The sequence below is a fragment of the Rhodovastum atsumiense genome (assembly GCF_937425535.1).
GTDB classification, from domain to species: Bacteria; Pseudomonadota; Alphaproteobacteria; order Acetobacterales; family Acetobacteraceae; genus Rhodovastum; species Rhodovastum atsumiense.
Window position 1 is genome coordinate 1,180,923 of record NZ_OW485601.1, and the last position, 16,744, is coordinate 1,197,666.

Consider the following 16,744-nt stretch of genomic DNA (forward strand, 5'->3'; position numbering starts at 1 on the left):
CGCCTCCCAGGAACACCGTCCGGTGAGCCGCGATGGTCGACACGAAGGCGACGAGACGGGCGGTCCGGCGGGGGGGCACGACCAGGTGCGCGAAACCCGCGCAGCCCGGCTACTTATGTTGGTGCAACAACAATATAGACGGTTGCCGGAGGCATGTCCATCACGGCGGAGGCTTTGCCGCGCAGCGAGACTGGGGTGCAGGGGTCCCCTGACCCCTGCCGGGTCGAGGGCGGAGCCCTCGCCTTCCTGTCCTTTACTGCGGCGGATCGTCGAACAGGATCCGGTTGGCAGCCCCCTCGAGGTCCTCGTACTGGCCGGTGCGCAGGCACCAGAGGAAGAACACCAGGCCGACCCCGCCCATCACCAGGCTGACCCCGAGCAGGTAGAGCATGATGGTCATGTGGCCCCTCCCTTCACACGCACGCGAAAGCTGTTGGCCATCACCAGCAGCGACGAGCTCGACATCGCCACCGCCGCGAGCCAGGGCGTGACGAAGCCCGTGGCGGCCAGCGGCAGCATGAACACATTATAGACCAGCGACAGCCCGAGGTTCTCCTGCATCACCGCGCGCGCGCGGCGGGCGGTGCGCAGCACCGTCACCACCGGGGCGAGGTGGTGGCCCTGGAACACCACGTCGGCCACGGTCTGGCTGATATCGGCCGCCGTGGAGGGCGACATCGACACGCTCGCGGCCGCCAGCGACGGGCCGTCGTTGAGGCCGTCGCCGACCATCAGCACATGCCGCCCTTCGGCGCGCAGGGCTTCGACCAGCGCCACCTTGTCGACCGGCGTCACCTCGGCGCGCCACTGCGCGATGCCGAGTGCCTCGGCCACGCGTGCCACGGCGCCGGCGCGATCGCCGGAGGCGAGCCGCACGGTCAGGCCCGCGCGGTGCAGCCAGGCGATGGTTTCGGCGGCATCGGGGCGCAGTTGCTCGTGGAAGCGGAAGGCGACCGGGGCCTGACCGGGGCGTGCGAGCCACAGCTCGGGGCCATCGCCCGGCGGAGCCGCGGGATCGCCGGCGAAGCTCCGACTGCCCAGGCGGATGTCACCATCCGGGGTGGAAGCACGCAATCCTTCGCCCGGGATCTCCTCGACCGCGGCCGCGGCCGGAACGCTACCCGCGGCGGCGAGCAGGGACCGCGCCAGCGGATGGCGGCTGACCGCGGCCAGCGACGCGGCCTCGCGCAGGGCGGCGGGATCACGGGTGGGATCCTCGGTGAGGGCCAGCACGGGCTCGGTCAGCGTGCCGGTCTTGTCGAACACGACGGTGTCGACCCTGGCCAGGCGCTCCAGCGCCGTCGCCGATTTCAGCAGCATGCCGGCCCGGAACAGCGTGCCGGTGGCAATCACCTGCACCGCCGGCACCGCCAGCGCCAGGGCACAGGGGCAGGTGATGATCAGCACCGCGCAGGCGATCAGCAGCGCTTCCGCCGCCGCCATGCCGCCGAGCAGCCACCAGCCAAGAAAGGTGGCGGCGGCGCAGAGATGCACCACCGGCGTGTAGAGCCGCGCGACCCGGTCGGCGAGCACGACGAACCGGCCGCGCCGCGCCTCCGCCGCCTCGATCAGCCGCACGCATTCGGCGAGCAGCGTCGCCTGTCCGGTGGCGGTGGCCCGCACCACCAGCCGCCCGCCCAGGTTCAGCGTGCCGGCGAAGACGGCGGTGCCGGGGCTGGCGGCGACCGGCAGGCTCTCGCCGGTGACCAGACTGGCATCGAGCGGGGCGCTGCCCTCGGCGATCACGCCGTCCACGCCGATGCGCTCGCCCATGCCGACCAGCACGCGCTCGCCCGGCGCGATGCTCTCCTGCGCCCGGCGGACGATGCTGCCGTCGCCGGCCAGCACCGCGACGTCGGTGGCGCGCAGGGCCAGCAACTGCTCGGCGGTGGCCCGCGCCTGGCCCCGGGCGCGATGGTCGAGCACGCGGCCGATCAGCAGGAAGAACAGCAGCGAGACGGCGGAATCGAAATAGGTATGCAGCCCGCCCCGCAGGGTTTCGGACAGACTCAGGGCGGTGACCAGCAGCACGCCGAGGCTGATCGGCACGTCCATGTTGGTCCGCCCCGCCCGCAGCGCCGCGAAGGCGGAGCGGAAGAACGGCATGCCGGCATAGAGCACCGCCGGCATGGCGATCAGCGCCGACACCCAGTAGAGCAGGCTGCGGGTGGCCGGTCCCATGCCCTCGTCGAAGCCCGACCAGACCGCGAGCGAGTTGGTCATCACGTTGAGCGAGGCGAAGGCCGCCACCCCCAACGCGCGGATCAGCATCCGCCCGGTGCGGTCATCGGCGGCGGCGAGGTAGGCCATGTTGAACGGGACCAGCCGGTAGCCCAGCTTCTCGACCGCGGCGACGAAACGCTCGGCCTGTTCCGGCGCCCCCTGCCAGGCGAGGCGCAGGCGCCGCGTGGTCATGTTCACCCGGCCCTGGCGCAGGCCGGGCTGGCGGGCGAGCACCGATTCGATCAGCCAGACACAGGCGCCGCATTGCAGCCCGTCCACCGCGAGCGTCAGCGTGTGCCCGCCATCCGGTTCGGTGACGATGTGGCGCGCGAGGTCCCAGCGTTCGCCGGCCTCGGGGCGCGGGGCGCGGCCGGCGGGATCGAGCACGCGCTGCTGGTAATAACGGCCCAGGCCAAGCCCCTGGATGGTCTCGAAGGCCGCGGCGCAGCCGGGGCAGCAGAAACGCCGCCCCGACGGCACCGCCTGTCCGCAATGGACACAGGCCGCATCCGCTGTCGTCGCCGGCGCGGGGGAATCGACCGCCGCGACCGTGGCGCTCACTTCACGACCAGGCGGCGGATGGAATGGAACTGCCCGCCCTCCGCCGAGATCACCAGGTCGATGTCCCACTTGCCGAAAGCGAGCGGCGCCGCTGCCTCGTAGCGGCCCGGCGCGGTGGCGCGCAGGGACAGTTCGGCGCGCTCGGGCGGGCCGACGGGGCGCTGCACCACCGCGGTGATCTGCGCCCCCTGCAGCGGCGCGCCGTCGGGCCCGGCGAGGGTGAGCACCGGCCGGGCCCCGTCGAGCCCGGTCTCCACATTCCAGCCGAGCGCCGCCTGCCGTTCGGCCGCCGCGATCACCCGGTCATAGCCGTTGCTGCGGGAGAAGGCGTGGGTCACCGCCAGCCCGGGAAAGCTCTGCACGGCGAGATAGGTCATGGTGCCGTTGACCGCGGTCACCACCCCGAAGGCGGCCACGACGAACCACGGGAAGAACCGCCAGGCGCTGCGCCGCGCCGGCTGGCGCATGGGTTCGATGCTGCCGATGAAGTTCATTGTCCGATCCCCCTGGTTTGCCTCAGCGGCCGGCGCCGCGGGGCCCCATAAATGCCGACGTGTAGCTGGTCGCCTCCCCGGTGGCGTTGTTGCGCAACAGGAAGTCGATCTTCTGCGAACCGTCCTCGAGCTGCCGCGGCCGCCCGAACACCAGCACGCGGAAGGTGCCGATGCTGTCCGGCGCGACCGTCAGCGTCACCGTGGGGATGCGTTCCTCGCTTTCCTCGGCGATGGTCATCAGCGCGCCGGGCAGACGGTCGAGCGTCAGGGTGAACGCGGCCTCGTCCTGGGTCTTGTTGGACACCTTGAGGGTGTAGCCGTTGCGGATGTTGCCGTCGCGGACCAGAACGAACAGCGGGGCCCGGTCGCGCTGCACCGAAAGCCCGATATGCGGCCGCGTCGCCAGCGCCACGCCCATCACGCCGATGGCGACCACCAGGGCGGCGAGGTAGATCAGCGTGCGCGGCCGCAGCAGATGGAATTTCTCGTGCCGGCCGGCGACCTTCGCCTTCTGGCCGGCCAGCGTGTCCCAGGTGACCAGCCATTTCGGCTGGCCGGTCTTCACCATCATCTCGTTGCAGGCATCCACGCACAGCCCGCAATTGATGCATTCGAGCTGCACGCCGTCGCGGATGTCGATCCCGGTCGGGCAGGCATGCACGCAGGCCTGGCAATCGATGCAGCTTCCCAGCCCGGCGACGGCGGCACCGCCGTCACGCTTGCCATGGCCGCGCGGCTCGCCGCGCCAGGCCTGGTAGGTGACGATCAGGCTCTGCTCGTCCAGCATGGCGGCCTGGAAGCGCGGCCACGGGCACATATAGGTGCAGACCTGCTCGCGTGCCCAGCCGGCCAGCAGATAGGTGGTGGCGGTGAACAGGAAGATGAAGAAATAGGCTTCGGCGGCGGCCTGCCCGGTCCAGAACTGGACGGTCAGCGTCGGCGCGTCGACGAAGTACATGATCCAGGCGCCGCCGGTCCAGAAGGCGATGCCAAGCCAGATCGCATGGGTCAGGGCCTTGCGCCGGATCCTGTCGGCCGTGTTGGGCCCCTGGTCGAGGCGCATGCGGGCGTTGCGGTCGCCCTGCACCAACCGTTCGATCCACATGAACAGGTCGGTCCAGACGGTCTGCGGGCAGGCGTAGCCGCACCAGACGCGGCCGGCCAGGCTGGTCACCAGGAACAGCCCGACCGCCCCCAGGATCATCAGGCCGGTGAGGTAGTAGATGTCCTCCGACCAGAACACGAGGTCGAAGAAATAGAAGCGGCGGTTCGGCAGGTCGAGCAGAACCGCCTGGGAGACCCGCCCCGGGCCGCGATCCCAGCGGACCCAGGGCAGCAGGTAGTAGACAGAGAGGCAGAACGCCAGGATGCCCCATTTCACCGCGCGGGCCGGACCCGTGACGGCCTTCGGATAGACCTTGGTGTGGCCCGCGTAGAGACCAGTCGGCGACAGCTTGGGCTCGTCGGCCCGTCTGGCCTTGTCAATGGATGTCATTTGCGCGTTCTTTCCCCTTCCCCTGGGCTTGGCGCCCTCCGGGCTTGCCGCCCTTCTTACTCTCCTCCGCCAAGCGCGTGGACGTAGATCGCAACGCTTTTGATAGTGGCCTCGTCGAGACGGGTATTCCAGTTCGGCATGACGCCCATCTTCGGGCTGGTCACCTGCGCCACCACCGCCTCGCGCGTGCCGGCGAAGAGATGCACCGCGGATTTCAGCGGCGGCGCGCCCATCATCCGGCTGCCCTCGCCGTTGGCGCCATGGCAGACGGCACAGTTCTCGGCATAGAGCGCCTTGCCCTTGGCGATCTCGCCGCCTTCTCCGGCGCCGAAGAATTCGCTGGCAACGAAATCGGCGATCGCGCCGATCTGGTCCGGCTTCAGCATGCTGCCGAAGGCCGGCATGACGCTGTTGCGCGCATTCTCGTCACCGCTGCGGATGCCGTGGGTGATGGTCTGCTGGATGTCGGCAAGCTTGCCGCCCCACAGCCAGGTGTCGTCGGCAAGCGAGGGATAGCCGACCTGGCCTTCGCCGCCCGCCCCGTGGCAGGGCTGGCAATTGGTGGCGAAGGTGATACGGCCGGCGGTGGTGGCCACCGCGAGCAGTTGCGGGTCGTTCTTCACCTGCTCGATCGGCAGCGAGCGGATCTTGTCCATGAACACCGCGCGCTGTTCCGTCATCGCGGCGACGTCCTCCGCCACCCGGTCGCGGGAAGATGCGCCGAGCAGGCCGCGGAAATAGCCGGGGCCGTACGGAATGGAAGGCAGCAGCGCGAACATGATGAAGGCGACGATGCAGCAGACGAAGAAGGTGTAGAGCCACCACTTCGGCAGCGGCGTGTTCAGTTCCTTCAGCCCGTCCCACTCATGCCCGGTCGTCTCGCGACCGGTGAGCGCGTCCTTTTCGATCTTGGTAGGCACTTCAGGGGCTCCTTATCGGTCGTCGGCCAGCGGGATACGGGCGTTGTGCTCCATCTCCTGCCTGCGGCTGGGGAGGTAGGCGGACACCACCACCAGCACGAAGACAACGAGAGCGGGCACGACCCAGTGATGCTGCATCCACTGCAGCAAAGAGAGGACATCCATGGGGTGGCCTCCCTTTATTGCTGCAGCTTCTCGACGCCGAGATCGGCGAAGTCCACCATGGTGCCGAGCACCTGGAGATAGGCCACCAGCGCGTCCAGCTCGGTGACCCGGCCGTGACCGGAGGCGGCGACCGCCTTCGGGTAGCGCTTCTGCACCGCTTCCAGCCCTTCCGATTGCGGGCTCGCCTGCGCCACCAGGTCGGCCTTGGCGTTGGCGATCTGCTCGTCGGTATAGGGCACGCCGAGGACGCGGTTGGTGCGCATGTGCTCGGCGATCAGGTCGTAGTTGAGCGGCGCGTCGGCGAGGAAGGCGTAGCGCGGCATCAGGCTTTCCGGCACCAGCGCCTGCGGGTTCTTCAGGTGCCCGTAGTGCCAGTCGTTGGAGTATTTGCCGCCGACGCGGGCGAGGTCGGGGCCGATGCGCTTGCTGCCCCACTGGAACGGCCGATCATACATGCTCTCGGCGGCGAGGCTGTAATGGCCGTAGCGCTCGACCTCGTCCTTGAGGGTGCGGATCTGCTGGCTATGGCAGACGTAGCAGCCCTCGCGGACATAGATGTTGCGGCCGGCGAGTTCCAGCGGCGAGTACGGCCGCACGCCTTTCACGTGCTCGACCGTGGTTTCGATGGTGAAGAGCGGCACGATCTCGACGATGCCGCCAATGGCGACCACGATGACCGTGAGCACCAGCAACAGGAAAGTATTCTTCTCGATCAGCGCGTGCGGGATCAGGAAGCGACGGAGGCCGGATGTTGCCATGGTGGCTCACTCCCCTGCCACGGCGAGGCCGGCCGGCAGGACCGCCCCACGGGGTTCGGTGGACGGGCTGCGCACGGTCTTGATCAGGTTGTAGCACATGATCAGGCCGCCGATCAGGAACATCAGGCCGCCGAGCATGCGGATCACGTAGTAGGGGTGCACGGCGTTGACCGATTCCGAGAACGAGTACTGCAGGAAGCCGAACCGGTCATAGGCGCGCCACATCAGGCCCTGCATGATGCCCGCCACCCACATCGCGCTGATGTAGAAGACGATGCCCAGGGTCGCGACCCAGTAGTGCCAGGCCACCAGCTTGGTGGAATAGAGGCTGCTGCGCTTCCACAGCGCCGGCACCAGATAATAGATGGCACCGAAGCTGATGAACGCCACCCAGCCGAGCGCGCCGGAATGCACGTGGCCGACGGTCCAGTCGGTGTAGTGGCTGAGCGAGTTGACCTCGCGGATCGACATCAGCGGGCCTTCGAAGGTGGACATGCCGTAGAAGCCGACCGCGGTCACCGAGAAGCGCAAAGCGGGGTCGGTGCGCAGCTTGTCCCAGGCGCCCGAGAGCGTCATCAGGCCGTTGATCATGCCGCCCCAGGAGGGCATCCACAGCATGACGGAGAACGCCATGCCGAGCGTCTGCGTCCAGTCGGGCAGCGAGGTGTAGTGCAGGTGGTGCGGACCCGCCCACATGTACAGGAAGATCAGCGACCAGAAATGCACGATGGAGAGCCGGTAGGAATAGACCGGCCGGTTGGCCTGCTTCGGAATGAAGTAGTACATCATGCCGAGGAAGGCGGCGGTCAGGAAGAAGCCGACCGCGTTGTGGCCGTACCACCATTGCACCATGGCGTTCTGCACGCCGGAATAGGCGACATAGCCCTTGGCGGCGAAGAACGAGACCGGCAGCGCGGCGTTGTTGACCAGCACCAGGATCGCCACGGTCAGGATGAATGCCAGGTAGAACCAGTTGGCGACGTAGATGTGCGGTTCCTGCCGCTTCAGCAGGGTGCCGATGTAGACGGCGGCGTAGAGCACCCAGACCAGCACCAGGAAGAGCGTAATGTGCCATTCGGGCTCGGAGTATTCCTGGCCGCGCGAATAGCCCATGACGTAGCTGAGGGCCGCCATCACGATGAAGAACTGGTAGCCCCAGAAGATGAAATCGTGCAGCGCATCGGGGCCGACCAGCCGGGCCCGGCAGGTGCGCTGGACCACGTAAAGAGAGGTCGCGAACAGCGCATTGCCGCCGAAGGCAAAAATGGCCGCAGACGTGTGCACCGGCCGCAGCCGGCCAAAATTGAGGAAGGACAGACCCAGATTGAAACCGGGCCAGCACAGTTCGGTGGCAATGTAGACGCCGGCCAGGAATGCCACCACCGCCCAGAACATGGAGGCAATGGTGAACTTCTTGATGACATCCTCGTTGTAAACCACCGGGCGGACCGCCACGTCCGCAAGTGCCGTGTCAGCCATGGACACCCGCCTTGGCCGCCGCCTCTTTCAGGTCGAAATACTTCTTGATCAGGCCGAAATCGAATAAAACCGCAAAGCCGAACAGCGACAATCCGAAAACATACATTCCCGAGTCAAGCGCACCCGAAACCAGCAACAGGCCAAGGAGCCCCAGCAACGCCACGGATACACCCACAACGATATCGCCGAAACTCATTACATACCCCACATTGTGTTTGACCGTGCGATTGTAACGCACCGTTTAGGGCGCGGCCATGGACAGCCGACCCCATGGCAAGCTGCGCCCCGCCCATACAAGTGGCATTGACACAGATCAACAGCAAGCAGACATAAACGGATCAGTCTGATCGTATTGCAAAATACAGTTGGCCGATAAAATAGTTTCAGAAGAAATATAGCATTGAAACAATATATACTTGCGCTCGTCACACTCTGCAGCGCCGACGGCAGCGTCGGCACCGGGACAGCCTTGTTGCTTGGCCTGCTGACGGCAGGCGCGGCCGGCAGTGTCATGCACTGCGCGCCGATGTGCGGGCCCTTCGTGCTCGGACAGGTGTCCGACCGGCTCGCACGCATTCCGGCGGCAAGATTATGCGAATCCGCACGGCTGTCGAGCGCCTTGCTGCTGCCCTACCATCTGGGACGCCTGAGCACCTATGCCGCCCTGGGAATGCTGGCGGCGACCTCCGGCGACATCCTCGCCAGCGCGGCGCCGCTCGGCATGCTGCCCGCGCTGCTGCTGCTGCTCGGGGCGCTGCTGTTCCTCGGCCATGCCGCCGGCCGCCTTGTTCCCCGGCTGCGGCCGCTGATCCCGGCAAGCGACCGGGCCCCGGCGGCCTGGGTGCGCGGCATCGCCCGCCTGACATCAGGCATCGACCGGACCCGGCCACTCGGAGGCTACCTGCTGGGCGTGGCGCTCGGCTTCCTGCCCTGCGGCTTCCTGTACGCAGCCCTCGCGGCGGCGGCGGCGGCGGGCAATGCCGCGGGCGGCGCGCTGGCCATGCTGGCCTTCGGAGTCGGCACCGTTCCGAGTCTGCTGGCCGTCGGCATCGCCGGCCAGGCGGCGGGATATGCCTGGCGCCGCGGCATCACCGCCGCAGCCCCGGTGGTGATGTTGCTCAACGCCATCATCCTCGGCGTGCTGGCCTGGCAACGCTTCGCCGCCCTGGCCTGACCCGGCCGCCGCCCCGCACCCCGGAATTGCGGTGATTACGTATCGTTCCCGATCCCATCCCATATCAGTCGAGTTGCGTAGTCGCAGAATCGCATCGATTGAAAAATCACGATTTTTCGACACCCCCCTCTCCCGGGCACATGAAAACATGAAACCGGTATCTGGACAGGTGCACCGGCCTGCGCTTCAAGGGCGCCACCGGGCCGTCCCCGGATCAGATTGTTGCAACCGCTCGACAAATCATGACGAAACAGCGCGTGACTTGCGGCGCACGACGCGCACGCTGACTCCGGAGCCGTCCGGGTATCGCACCGAATGCGATCCCCTCCTCCGCTCCATTTTGCCGAACCTGGCGTCGGCAGGGCTCGCCCCAAGTGGCGGCAGGGGCCCTGCGATCGCCGCTTTGCCGAACGAAAGGACATGCCGCCCCATGGCCCAAAAACTCTCCCCCGACCTTGCCGTGGGAATCCTTCGCGAGATCATCGTCGCGCTGGTCCGCAAGGACGGACCGGCGCTCTCGACGCACCAACTGGGCGTCTACCTGACCTGCTACCTGAAGGATGGGGACCATACCGTCCGCGGCCTCGCGGCGGAGTTGAACGTCTCCAAATCCGTCATCACGCGGGCGCTCGACAAGCTCGGTGAACTGGACCTGGCCAAGCGGCGGCCCGATCCGACCGACCGTCGCAGCGTGCTGGTGGACAGCACGCCGGCCGGCATCGCCCTGATGAACGAGCTGAAGTCGATCAGCCAGATCGCGATGAAGAACTCCGCGGGCTCTTCCGAGCAGGCCGCCTGAGCCCACACGGCTGCCGGAACCAGGCGTTCCGGACAAGATAGCTGCCCCTTCCGCGGCGCTGTTGCAGCCCCGCGGAAGGCCAGGGCTCCGCCCTGGACCTGCCAAGGGCCACAAGGCCCCTTGGTCCGCTGCGCGGCCCAAGCCCATTCGCGCTGCGCGGTACAGAAAATCATGGGTTCCAAGGGCGAAGCCCTTGGTCGGTCCAGGGCGAAGCCCTGGTCGGGTGCGGGGCGAAGCCCCGCCAAAAGGCTTATCCGAACGCCTGTGGAGGCTTCGCCCCCTCGCCCTGCCGGGACCACGCGGGCTGGCAACCGTCGGCGGTGATGCCATCGTCATCACCGCCGTTCCCCCGGATCAATCGTCGCGGTGCACCCGTTCCATGCGCTCGTGCCGTTCCTGCGCCTCGATCGACAGGGTGGCGATCGGCCGCGCCTCGAGCCGCTTGAGGCCGATCGGCTCGCCGGTTTCCTCGCAGAAGCCATAGCTTCCGTTCTCGACGCGGGCGAGTGCCTGGTCGATCTTGGCGATCAGCTTGCGGGCACGATCGCGGGTGCGCAGCTCCAGCGCACGGTCCGTTTCGACACTGGCACGATCGGTGATGTCGGCTTCGTGGATCCCACCCTGGGAGAGGCTGGCCAGCGTGCCATCGGCCTCGCGCAGCAGGTCTGCCCGCCATCTCAATAATTTCTGGCGGAAATACTCGACCTGCAGAGGATTCATGAACTCCTCGTCATCCGACGGGCGGTAGTCAGGAGGCAGGGTGACCATCATCGGCGCAGGTTCCTGGGGCGTTTCTCGGCCTCCGGGTCGCGCTCAAGGCGGAAGCGCAACCTCGGCGTGAGTCGGGCGGCTTATAACCACGCGGGTCAGGACCGCCAAGAGGACATGCCGATGCGTCCGTGATAACGATGTCAGGCGCTAATGACGTTGGCGTGACGACGGGCCAGCTCCACGCGCGCCCGCAGCGTCACTGCGGCCACGATGTCACGCAGCGCGGGATCGGCCGCCAGCGGCACCTGGCCGGCCAGCGCCGCGAGTCGCCGCAGGGCGCCGGGATCGGGCCCGCCGCCCTGGCCGGCCCCGAGCAGGCCCCGTTGCAGCGCGGCCAGTTCCGCCAGGATGTCCTGGGCGTGGCGCCTGGCCTGCCGGTCCCGGCTCGCCGCGCCCTCGGCCTCCTGCAACGCCAGCATGGTTTCGAGGGCGATCCCGGCGGTGCCGCCGAGATCGGCCGCCGGCTCCGCCAGGCCGCCGGCAATGCGGAACCCCTCCCGGCGGGAAGAGGATCGCGCCGCCGGGCGCACGGGGGCAGCCGTACCGATGCCTTCGATTGATACCATCTGCAGTTCCTTGCCTCACCAGACCGGGCCGCGCCGCCACCGGCAGGACCTGCCGGGGGGTTCCCCCGCGTCCCACGCCGCGGCGCAAGGGAACGGGACCAACCATCCGGGGAGCCGGCAGTCATTCCTTTACATCTTCCGCGTAAACCGACCCTTGCCGGTCCGAGGGAATGTACCTTGCCTGAAACCTCCTCCGTCTCCCTGCTGCGCCTTCTCATCCTGGCTGCCAGCCTGCTGTCCCTGGCCACCGCCCCGGCGGCGGCGCAGGTGCGCATCAAGGACATCGCCGATGTCGAGGGCGTGCGCGAGAACCAGTTGGTCGGCTACGGCCTGGTGGTCGGGCTGAACGGCACCGGCGACCGGCTCGATGCCGCGGTGTTCACCCGGCAATCGCTGATCGGCATGCTGGAACGGCTGGGTGTCAACACGCGCGACCAGGAAGCGCGGCTGCGCACCAAGAATGTTGCCGCGGTGATGGTCACCGCCGCCCTGCCCGCCTTTGCCCGGCCTGGAAGCCGGATCGATGTCGCGGTCTCGGCGCTCGGCGATGCCAAGGACCTGACCGGCGGAACGCTGCTGGTCACGCCGCTGCTCGCCGCCGACGGCGAGGTCTACGCGGTCGCGCAGGGCGCCCTCGCCACCGGCGCCATTGCGGCGCGCGGCATCGCCGCCTCGGTGACACGGGGCGTGCCGACCGCCGGCCGCATCGCCAACGGCGCCAGCGTCGAACGGGAAATCGGCTATCGCCTGGGCAGCCGGCCGGAATTGCGGCTGGGCCTGCGCAACCCCGATCTCACCACGGCACGCCGCATCGCCGATGCGATCAACCGGGCGCTGGGCGGCGGCATCGCCCGCGCAACCGATCCGCGCAGCGTGGCCCTCAGCCTCGGCGGCCGGGACGTGGTGGATGCGCTGGGCCGCATCGAAGACCTGCGGGTGGAGCCGGACAGTCCGGCCATCGTCGTCATCGACGAGGCCAGCGGCACGATCGTGATGGGGGCCAATGTCCGCGTCAGCACCGTCGCCATCGCGCAGGGCAACCTGACCATCCGCGTGACGGAGACGCCGGAAGTCAGCCAGCCCGGCCCACTTTCGGGCGGCAGCACGGTGGTGGTGCCGCGCACCACCATCCAGGCCGATGACGGCCAGGACAAGCGCCTTGGCATCCTGCCCGCCAACATCACCCTGCGCGACCTGGTTGGCGGGCTGAACGCGCTCGGCATGGGGCCGCGCGACATGATCACCATCCTGCAGGCGATCAAGGCGGCCGGTGCCCTGCAGGCGGAATTGCAGGTGCGCTGATGAGCTCCTTTCCTACCCTCGGCGCGCCCGGCGCGACCGATCTCGCCACCCCGCAGGCGGCGCGCGCCTGGCGTGCGGCCCAGGACTTCGAGGCGATGGCGATCGCACGCCTGATCGAGCCGATGTTCGACACGGTGGACACCGCGAACGGCATGTTCGGTGGCGGCGTCGGCGAAACCGCCTGGAAGCCGTTCCTGATCGAGGGGATCGCGCAGCGCATGGCAAGCTCGGGTGGGTTCGGCCTCGCCGTCCCGATCTGGCGCCAGATGCTGCACCTGCAGGAGAACCTGCAATCACCCGACAGCCAGGAGGACCCGGCATGATCCGCAATCTGATCGAGGCGGCGACCGCTCTTGCCGGAACGCTGGAACGCGAGAACCAGGCGCTGATGCTGCTTGATCTGGCACGGGCCGCGGCGCTGCTGCCGGAGAAACGTCGGGCCATCACCGCCTTCAACGCGGCCCAGGCCTGCGCCCGACAGGACACCGACCTGCCGCCGGAGTTGCGCAGGACCATCGCCGACCTCACGACCCGGCTGCGGGGGCTTGCCATCGAAAACCGCCGGCTGCTCGGGCGTGGCATCACCGCACAGGCGCGGGTGATCGAGGTGGTCGCACAGGCCGCACGGATCCAGCACGCCACCACGGGCAGCTATCGTGCATCGGGCATCGTTGCCGGCGCACGCACGGCAGCACCGCTGGCCATCTCGGCCGCGGTCTAGGCCCGGGGTAAAGGCAGGACGACATCCGTTCAGCCGTCGCGATCGTGCCGGCGCATCGTCGCCGGCCGCACGACGGAACTGCAGGCCCGCGCAAGCAGGTCAGGCAGGGTCCGGACCACGCCGCAGGACGGCCAAGGGACCGCGATCGCCGGGATCGGTCGGATCATCCCGGAATTCGAGGACATCGAATCCCGCCCCACGACACAGCCGTGCGATCTCGTCCTTGCCCAGCGGCTCGACACAGCGCCAGTCGGGATGGCTCGTCCGCATCTGCGACTTCGGCCGGGGCGCAGCAGATATCTCCGGTGGCACCGGGACCGGCGCCGCACTGTCCCGCAGCACCGCGAAGCGGATCAGGCCATATCCATCGGCGACGAGAACCCGTGCCAGATCGCGGAGATTTGCCTGGATCGCCACCAATGACGGCATGTGCCGGAATGCCTGGTCCGAAAACAGGAAATGCACGCACCCGTTCACGGCCGGGACCGATGCGCCGTCAGCCGCGACGAAGCCGGCATTCCCGATCGTGCGATTCAGATGTCGCGCCTGCGCAATCAGCCCCGGGGAGACATCTATCCCGACCACCTCATCGAACCGCCGGGCCAGGGCACGCGTGAGGCAGCCATGTCCGCAGCCATGATCGAGGGCAAGGCACTGCCGCGCCGCAATGTCATAGGCCTCGAGCACGGGATCGATCACCATCCGGGCGCGTTGCTCGCCCTGCGCGAAAAGCCATGCCTCTTCGCCATCCCGGTTGCCGGCATCAGCGTCGACGAACGCCGGCTGCCGGGCGCGTTCATTCCATGCCAGTTCCATATATCCGGCCGCTGATGTATTCAAAGCTGGATCTTGTAGCAAACAATCCATTATCTTCAATATTCTACCGATATTCTTTCAGGCGAATCAACAGGATAATGCCATATCAATATTATATTTATTCTGCAATATATAGCAGTATCAAAAATTTGTGTTTTTACAGGCATTCCCGGCAAGCCACGACAAGAAGACAATCAAAGCCGCAGCAAATACTCATCTGCCAGGCCGATGCAGGCGAACATGCCGCTCGTGGCATGGGGCGGCCGATGGCGAGATCCCCCGGCGTCCCGGTCATGGTTCCGCAGTGCCTTGCGTGGAATGCCATCACCAGCCATGGACAGGATCCGCATGACGAACGCCTGGCCTGTTGACGAATGCCCCCCATGACGCACTTCTGGAGTCACAGACACGATTCAAAAGGGCCTTCCGGCGGACCGCGATGTCATCACCTTCCAGAACCCCAGCCGCGGGAATGCCGCATCGCAAGCCCGACCGGGCGTACCCCGTCATGATCACCTGCGGCCTCACCGCTGCCGCGTCCGGCCGACGCGTTGCCGATGCGGGGCCGATCGCATGATGCGCCTTGCCATGCTGCTTCCCGGCGCCTTGCAGACCGCATCGGGCGGTCATGCCTATGACCGTGCCATCATCGCCGGACTGCGCGCGCTCGGCCACGACGTGCAGGTGATCGAGCTGGCCGGTTGCCACCCCTTGCCCGATGCCGCCGCCATCGCCTCGGCCATGGCGGCCTGGGATGGGCTGGCCGCGGACGTGCTGCCGGTGATCGATGGGCGCTGCCTCCCCGCCTTCCATGCCCGCGCCGAGGCGCTGCCCGGGCGCCACGCCGTGGCGCTGCTCCATCATCCCACCGCGCCTCCGGCCGAAGACGACACCGCGACACGGGCGCGACTGCAGGACGCCGCGCGCGACCTGCTGCCCCGCTTCGCCCGCGTGGTCGTCACCAGCGAGGCCATCGCCGATCGTCTGCCCGCCGGGTTCGGGATCGATGCGGCGCGGCTGCACGTGGTGGTGCCCGGCACGCCCGACGCCGCCCGCAGCACCGGCTCCGGCGGGCCAGGCTGCGAGATCCTCTCGGTGGGCGCCCTGGTTCCGCGCAAGGGCCATGATGTGCTGCTGCGCGCGCTGTCCCGTCTGCCTGACCTGGAGTGGCGCCTGACCATCGTCGGCGCCACCGGGCAGGACCCGGCCCATGCACGCGCGCTGGCGGCACTCGCCGAACAGCTTGGCATCGCCGCACGGGTCAGCTTCGCCGGCGAGCCCGGCGCCGAGGCCCTGGAAGCGCTGTGGCAGGGGGCGGATCTGTTCGCGCTGGCGACGCGCCGCGACGGCCATGGCATGGCGATCGCCGAAGCCCTGCGCCGCGGCCTGCCCGTTGCCATCACCGCGGGCGGGGCTGCTGGCCAGCGGGTGACGCCGCAGAGCGGCGTGGTGTGCGCCGTGGAAGACGAGGCCACGTTGTCGAAGTCGCTGCGCCGCCTGATCTTCGATGTCCGGCTCCGCCACACCGTCGCCGCCACCGCCTGGGAGGTAGGCCGCGCCCTGCCCGACTGGACCGCGCAGAGCCGCGCCTTCGCCACCGCCATCGCCCCGTGAGGCAATGACTGCGCACTTCACTCCGGAATGGCTCGCCTTGCGGGAGCCGCTGGATGCGGCGGCACGAAGTCCGCTGCTGGCGGCACGGCTGGCGGCCTCGTTGCCGGCACGGCCACGTCTGCTGGACCTCGGCGCGGGCACGGGCGCCCTGTTCCGCTGGCTCGCGCCGATGCTCGGGCGGGCCCAGGCATGGACGCTCGTGGACGACGAGGCGGATCGCATCGAGGCCGCCTTCGACGCGATCGAGGCCTGGGCGGACGCGCGCGAATGGACCGTCACCCGGCCCGGGCGGGCGCTGCTGGTGCACACGCCACGCGGTGCCTGGCGGGTGGAAGCGTTGATCGGTGATCTTGCCGACCTGCCGGCCCTTCCGTTCACCCGCGTGGATGCCGTGGTCTGCAGCGCGCTGCTCGATCGGGCGTCGCGCGGCTGGATCGAACGCCTCGCCAGCCTCCTGCGCACACCGTTGCTGGCGTGCCTGATGGCGCGGGGACCGATGTCGTTCCTGCCGCTTCATCCCGCGGATGCCGTGCTGCGGGCCGGGCTGTGGCGCGCGCAGGCCCAGGACAGCGGACTGGGACCGGCCCTCGGCGCACGGGCCGGCATGACGCTGTGGCGGGTGCTGTCGGCACGCGGCTTTGCCGTGACATCGGCACCGACCGACTGGCATGTCCCGCGCACCGCGCCCGCGACGCTGCGGGCCGTGGTGGAAGCCTGTGCCGAGGATGCCGCGGCCTGGCAGCCGATACGGTCCGACGCGATCGAAGCATGGCGGCGTGCACGCATCCGTCAGGCGCTCGCGGCGCGTCTTGCCATTTGCAGCGGCCACCGCGACAGTCTTGCCCTGCCGCCGCGCTGATCCGACCTGTCGGCGCACCGGCGCGGG

The 16,744-nt window shown here is 68.4% G+C and carries 19 protein-coding genes; 7 read left to right on the forward strand and 12 right to left on the reverse strand.

The features are described from left to right. Positions 1 to 253: 253 nt before the first annotated feature. Genes ccoS through NBY65_RS05210 form a run of 9 tightly spaced genes read right to left on the reverse strand, consistent with a single transcriptional unit; the run spans position 254 to position 8,291 of the window. Positions 254 to 400 (reverse strand): cbb3-type cytochrome oxidase assembly protein CcoS, encoded by a 147-nt coding sequence (gene ccoS / locus NBY65_RS05170; RefSeq protein ID WP_150038601.1) that lies wholly within the window; start codon positions 398 to 400, stop codon positions 254 to 256. Continuing rightward, a complete protein-coding gene (locus tag NBY65_RS05175; RefSeq protein ID WP_250265639.1) occupies positions 397 to 2,784 on the reverse strand; it encodes a heavy metal translocating P-type ATPase in 2,388 nt (795 codons plus the stop codon). The genes ccoS and NBY65_RS05175 overlap by 4 nt, the downstream gene beginning before the upstream one ends. Continuing rightward, complete coding sequence (locus NBY65_RS05180) at positions 2,781 to 3,278, reverse strand: FixH family protein (RefSeq protein WP_150038597.1); 498 nt, start codon at positions 3,276 to 3,278, stop codon at positions 2,781 to 2,783. Before NBY65_RS05180 ends, NBY65_RS05175 begins: the two co-directional genes overlap by 4 nt. Positions 3,279 to 3,300: 22 nt before the next feature. Then, complete coding sequence (ccoG, locus tag NBY65_RS05185) at positions 3,301 to 4,773, reverse strand: cytochrome c oxidase accessory protein CcoG (RefSeq protein WP_150038595.1); 1,473 nt, start codon at positions 4,771 to 4,773, stop codon at positions 3,301 to 3,303. A 56-nt stretch (positions 4,774 to 4,829) separates the two neighbouring features. Next, complete coding sequence (gene ccoP / locus NBY65_RS05190; RefSeq protein WP_150038593.1) at positions 4,830 to 5,693, reverse strand: cytochrome-c oxidase, cbb3-type subunit III; 864 nt, start codon at positions 5,691 to 5,693, stop codon at positions 4,830 to 4,832. A gap of 12 nt (positions 5,694 to 5,705) precedes the next feature. Then, positions 5,706 to 5,858 (reverse strand): CcoQ/FixQ family Cbb3-type cytochrome c oxidase assembly chaperone, encoded by a 153-nt coding sequence (locus NBY65_RS05195; RefSeq protein WP_150038591.1) that lies wholly within the window; start codon positions 5,856 to 5,858, stop codon positions 5,706 to 5,708. Between the two features lie 14 nt (positions 5,859 to 5,872). Beyond that, positions 5,873 to 6,616 (reverse strand): cytochrome-c oxidase, cbb3-type subunit II, encoded by a 744-nt coding sequence (gene ccoO, locus NBY65_RS05200; RefSeq protein ID WP_150038589.1) that lies wholly within the window; start codon positions 6,614 to 6,616, stop codon positions 5,873 to 5,875. 6 nt (positions 6,617 to 6,622) lie between these two features. After that, on the reverse strand, positions 6,623 to 8,095 hold the full coding sequence (gene ccoN / locus NBY65_RS05205; RefSeq protein ID WP_150038587.1) for a cytochrome-c oxidase, cbb3-type subunit I: 1,473 nt from the start codon (positions 8,093 to 8,095) through the stop codon (positions 6,623 to 6,625). Then, positions 8,088 to 8,291 carry a hypothetical protein gene (locus NBY65_RS05210; protein WP_150038585.1) on the reverse strand — a complete coding sequence of 68 codons (204 nt, stop codon included), beginning with the start codon at positions 8,289 to 8,291 and terminating at the stop codon, positions 8,088 to 8,090. The genes ccoN and NBY65_RS05210 overlap by 8 nt, the downstream gene beginning before the upstream one ends. Before the next feature lie 204 nt (positions 8,292 to 8,495). Between NBY65_RS05210 and NBY65_RS05215 the strand changes: the two genes are divergently transcribed. Together NBY65_RS05215 and NBY65_RS05220 are read left to right on the forward strand one after the other, a co-directional pair. Beyond that, positions 8,496 to 9,269 carry a sulfite exporter TauE/SafE family protein gene (locus tag NBY65_RS05215; protein ID WP_239002614.1) on the forward strand — a complete coding sequence of 258 codons (774 nt, stop codon included), beginning with the start codon at positions 8,496 to 8,498 and terminating at the stop codon, positions 9,267 to 9,269. Positions 9,270 to 9,699: 430 nt separating this feature from the next. Next, complete coding sequence (locus tag NBY65_RS05220) at positions 9,700 to 10,068, forward strand: MarR family winged helix-turn-helix transcriptional regulator (protein WP_150038583.1); 369 nt, start codon at positions 9,700 to 9,702, stop codon at positions 10,066 to 10,068. A 354-nt stretch (positions 10,069 to 10,422) separates the two neighbouring features. Here the strand turns inward: NBY65_RS05220 and dksA are convergent, their stop codons facing one another. Together dksA and NBY65_RS05230 are read right to left on the reverse strand one after the other, a co-directional pair. Further along, positions 10,423 to 10,836: an RNA polymerase-binding protein DksA gene (dksA, locus tag NBY65_RS05225; RefSeq protein WP_150038664.1), complete on the reverse strand. Its 414-nt coding sequence runs from the start codon at positions 10,834 to 10,836 to the stop codon at positions 10,423 to 10,425. Positions 10,837 to 10,979: 143 nt separating this feature from the next. Further along, positions 10,980 to 11,405: a flagellar assembly protein FliX gene (locus tag NBY65_RS05230; RefSeq protein WP_150038581.1), complete on the reverse strand. Its 426-nt coding sequence runs from the start codon at positions 11,403 to 11,405 to the stop codon at positions 10,980 to 10,982. A gap of 177 nt (positions 11,406 to 11,582) precedes the next feature. Here NBY65_RS05230 and NBY65_RS05235 point away from each other — a divergent pair, with 177 nt between their 5' ends. Genes NBY65_RS05235 through NBY65_RS05245 form a run of 3 tightly spaced genes read left to right on the forward strand, consistent with a single transcriptional unit; the run spans position 11,583 to position 13,428 of the window. Further along, a complete protein-coding gene (locus NBY65_RS05235; RefSeq protein WP_408894670.1) occupies positions 11,583 to 12,707 on the forward strand; it encodes a flagellar basal body P-ring protein FlgI in 1,125 nt (374 codons plus the stop codon). Further along, a complete protein-coding gene (locus NBY65_RS05240; protein ID WP_150038579.1) occupies positions 12,707 to 13,030 on the forward strand; it encodes a rod-binding protein in 324 nt (107 codons plus the stop codon). The genes NBY65_RS05235 and NBY65_RS05240 overlap by 1 nt, the downstream gene beginning before the upstream one ends. After that, positions 13,027 to 13,428, forward strand: a complete 402-nt coding sequence (locus tag NBY65_RS05245) for a hypothetical protein (RefSeq protein WP_150038577.1) — start codon at positions 13,027 to 13,029, stop codon at positions 13,426 to 13,428. The genes NBY65_RS05240 and NBY65_RS05245 overlap by 4 nt, the downstream gene beginning before the upstream one ends. 99 nt (positions 13,429 to 13,527) lie before the next feature. Here the strand turns inward: NBY65_RS05245 and NBY65_RS05250 are convergent, their stop codons facing one another. Then, entirely contained in the window at positions 13,528 to 14,295 is a 768-nt protein-coding gene (locus NBY65_RS05250) for a class I SAM-dependent methyltransferase (protein ID WP_239002620.1), read from the reverse strand. Positions 14,296 to 14,817: 522 nt separating this feature from the next. Between NBY65_RS05250 and NBY65_RS05255 the strand changes: the two genes are divergently transcribed. Together NBY65_RS05255 and NBY65_RS05260 are read left to right on the forward strand one after the other, a co-directional pair. Beyond that, a complete protein-coding gene (locus NBY65_RS05255) occupies positions 14,818 to 15,858 on the forward strand; it encodes a glycosyltransferase family 4 protein (protein WP_239002613.1) in 1,041 nt (346 codons plus the stop codon). A 4-nt stretch (positions 15,859 to 15,862) separates the two neighbouring features. Continuing rightward, on the forward strand, positions 15,863 to 16,717 hold the full coding sequence (locus NBY65_RS05260) for a class I SAM-dependent methyltransferase (RefSeq protein WP_150038573.1): 855 nt from the start codon (positions 15,863 to 15,865) through the stop codon (positions 16,715 to 16,717). Positions 16,718 to 16,744 lie beyond the last annotated feature (27 nt).

Excerpts from the sequence above, each read along its gene's own strand:
- NBY65_RS05250 (WP_239002620.1), bottom strand. The coding sequence starts at position 14,295 with ATGGATTGTTTGCTACAAGATCCAGCTTTGAATACATCAGCGGCCGGA.
- NBY65_RS05195 (WP_150038591.1), bottom strand. The coding sequence starts at position 5,858 with ATGGATGTCCTCTCTTTGCTGCAGTGGATGCAGCATCACTGGGTCGTG.
- NBY65_RS05245 (WP_150038577.1), top strand. The coding sequence starts at position 13,027 with ATGATCCGCAATCTGATCGAGGCGGCGACCGCTCTTGCCGGAACGCTG.
- NBY65_RS05180 (WP_150038597.1), bottom strand. The coding sequence starts at position 3,278 with ATGAACTTCATCGGCAGCATCGAACCCATGCGCCAGCCGGCGCGGCGC.
- NBY65_RS05230 (WP_150038581.1), bottom strand. The coding sequence starts at position 11,405 with ATGGTATCAATCGAAGGCATCGGTACGGCTGCCCCCGTGCGCCCGGCG.
- dksA (WP_150038664.1), bottom strand. The coding sequence starts at position 10,836 with ATGGTCACCCTGCCTCCTGACTACCGCCCGTCGGATGACGAGGAGTTC.
- NBY65_RS05240 (WP_150038579.1), top strand. The coding sequence starts at position 12,707 with ATGAGCTCCTTTCCTACCCTCGGCGCGCCCGGCGCGACCGATCTCGCC.
- NBY65_RS05260 (WP_150038573.1), top strand. The coding sequence starts at position 15,863 with ATGACTGCGCACTTCACTCCGGAATGGCTCGCCTTGCGGGAGCCGCTG.
- ccoG (WP_150038595.1), bottom strand. The coding sequence starts at position 4,773 with ATGACATCCATTGACAAGGCCAGACGGGCCGACGAGCCCAAGCTGTCG.
- NBY65_RS05255 (WP_239002613.1), top strand. The coding sequence starts at position 14,818 with ATGATGCGCCTTGCCATGCTGCTTCCCGGCGCCTTGCAGACCGCATCG.
- ccoS (WP_150038601.1), bottom strand. The coding sequence starts at position 400 with ATGACCATCATGCTCTACCTGCTCGGGGTCAGCCTGGTGATGGGCGGG.
- ccoO (WP_150038589.1), bottom strand. The coding sequence starts at position 6,616 with ATGGCAACATCCGGCCTCCGTCGCTTCCTGATCCCGCACGCGCTGATC.
- NBY65_RS05220 (WP_150038583.1), top strand. The coding sequence starts at position 9,700 with ATGGCCCAAAAACTCTCCCCCGACCTTGCCGTGGGAATCCTTCGCGAG.
- NBY65_RS05210 (WP_150038585.1), bottom strand. The coding sequence starts at position 8,291 with ATGAGTTTCGGCGATATCGTTGTGGGTGTATCCGTGGCGTTGCTGGGG.
- ccoN (WP_150038587.1), bottom strand. The coding sequence starts at position 8,095 with ATGGCTGACACGGCACTTGCGGACGTGGCGGTCCGCCCGGTGGTTTAC.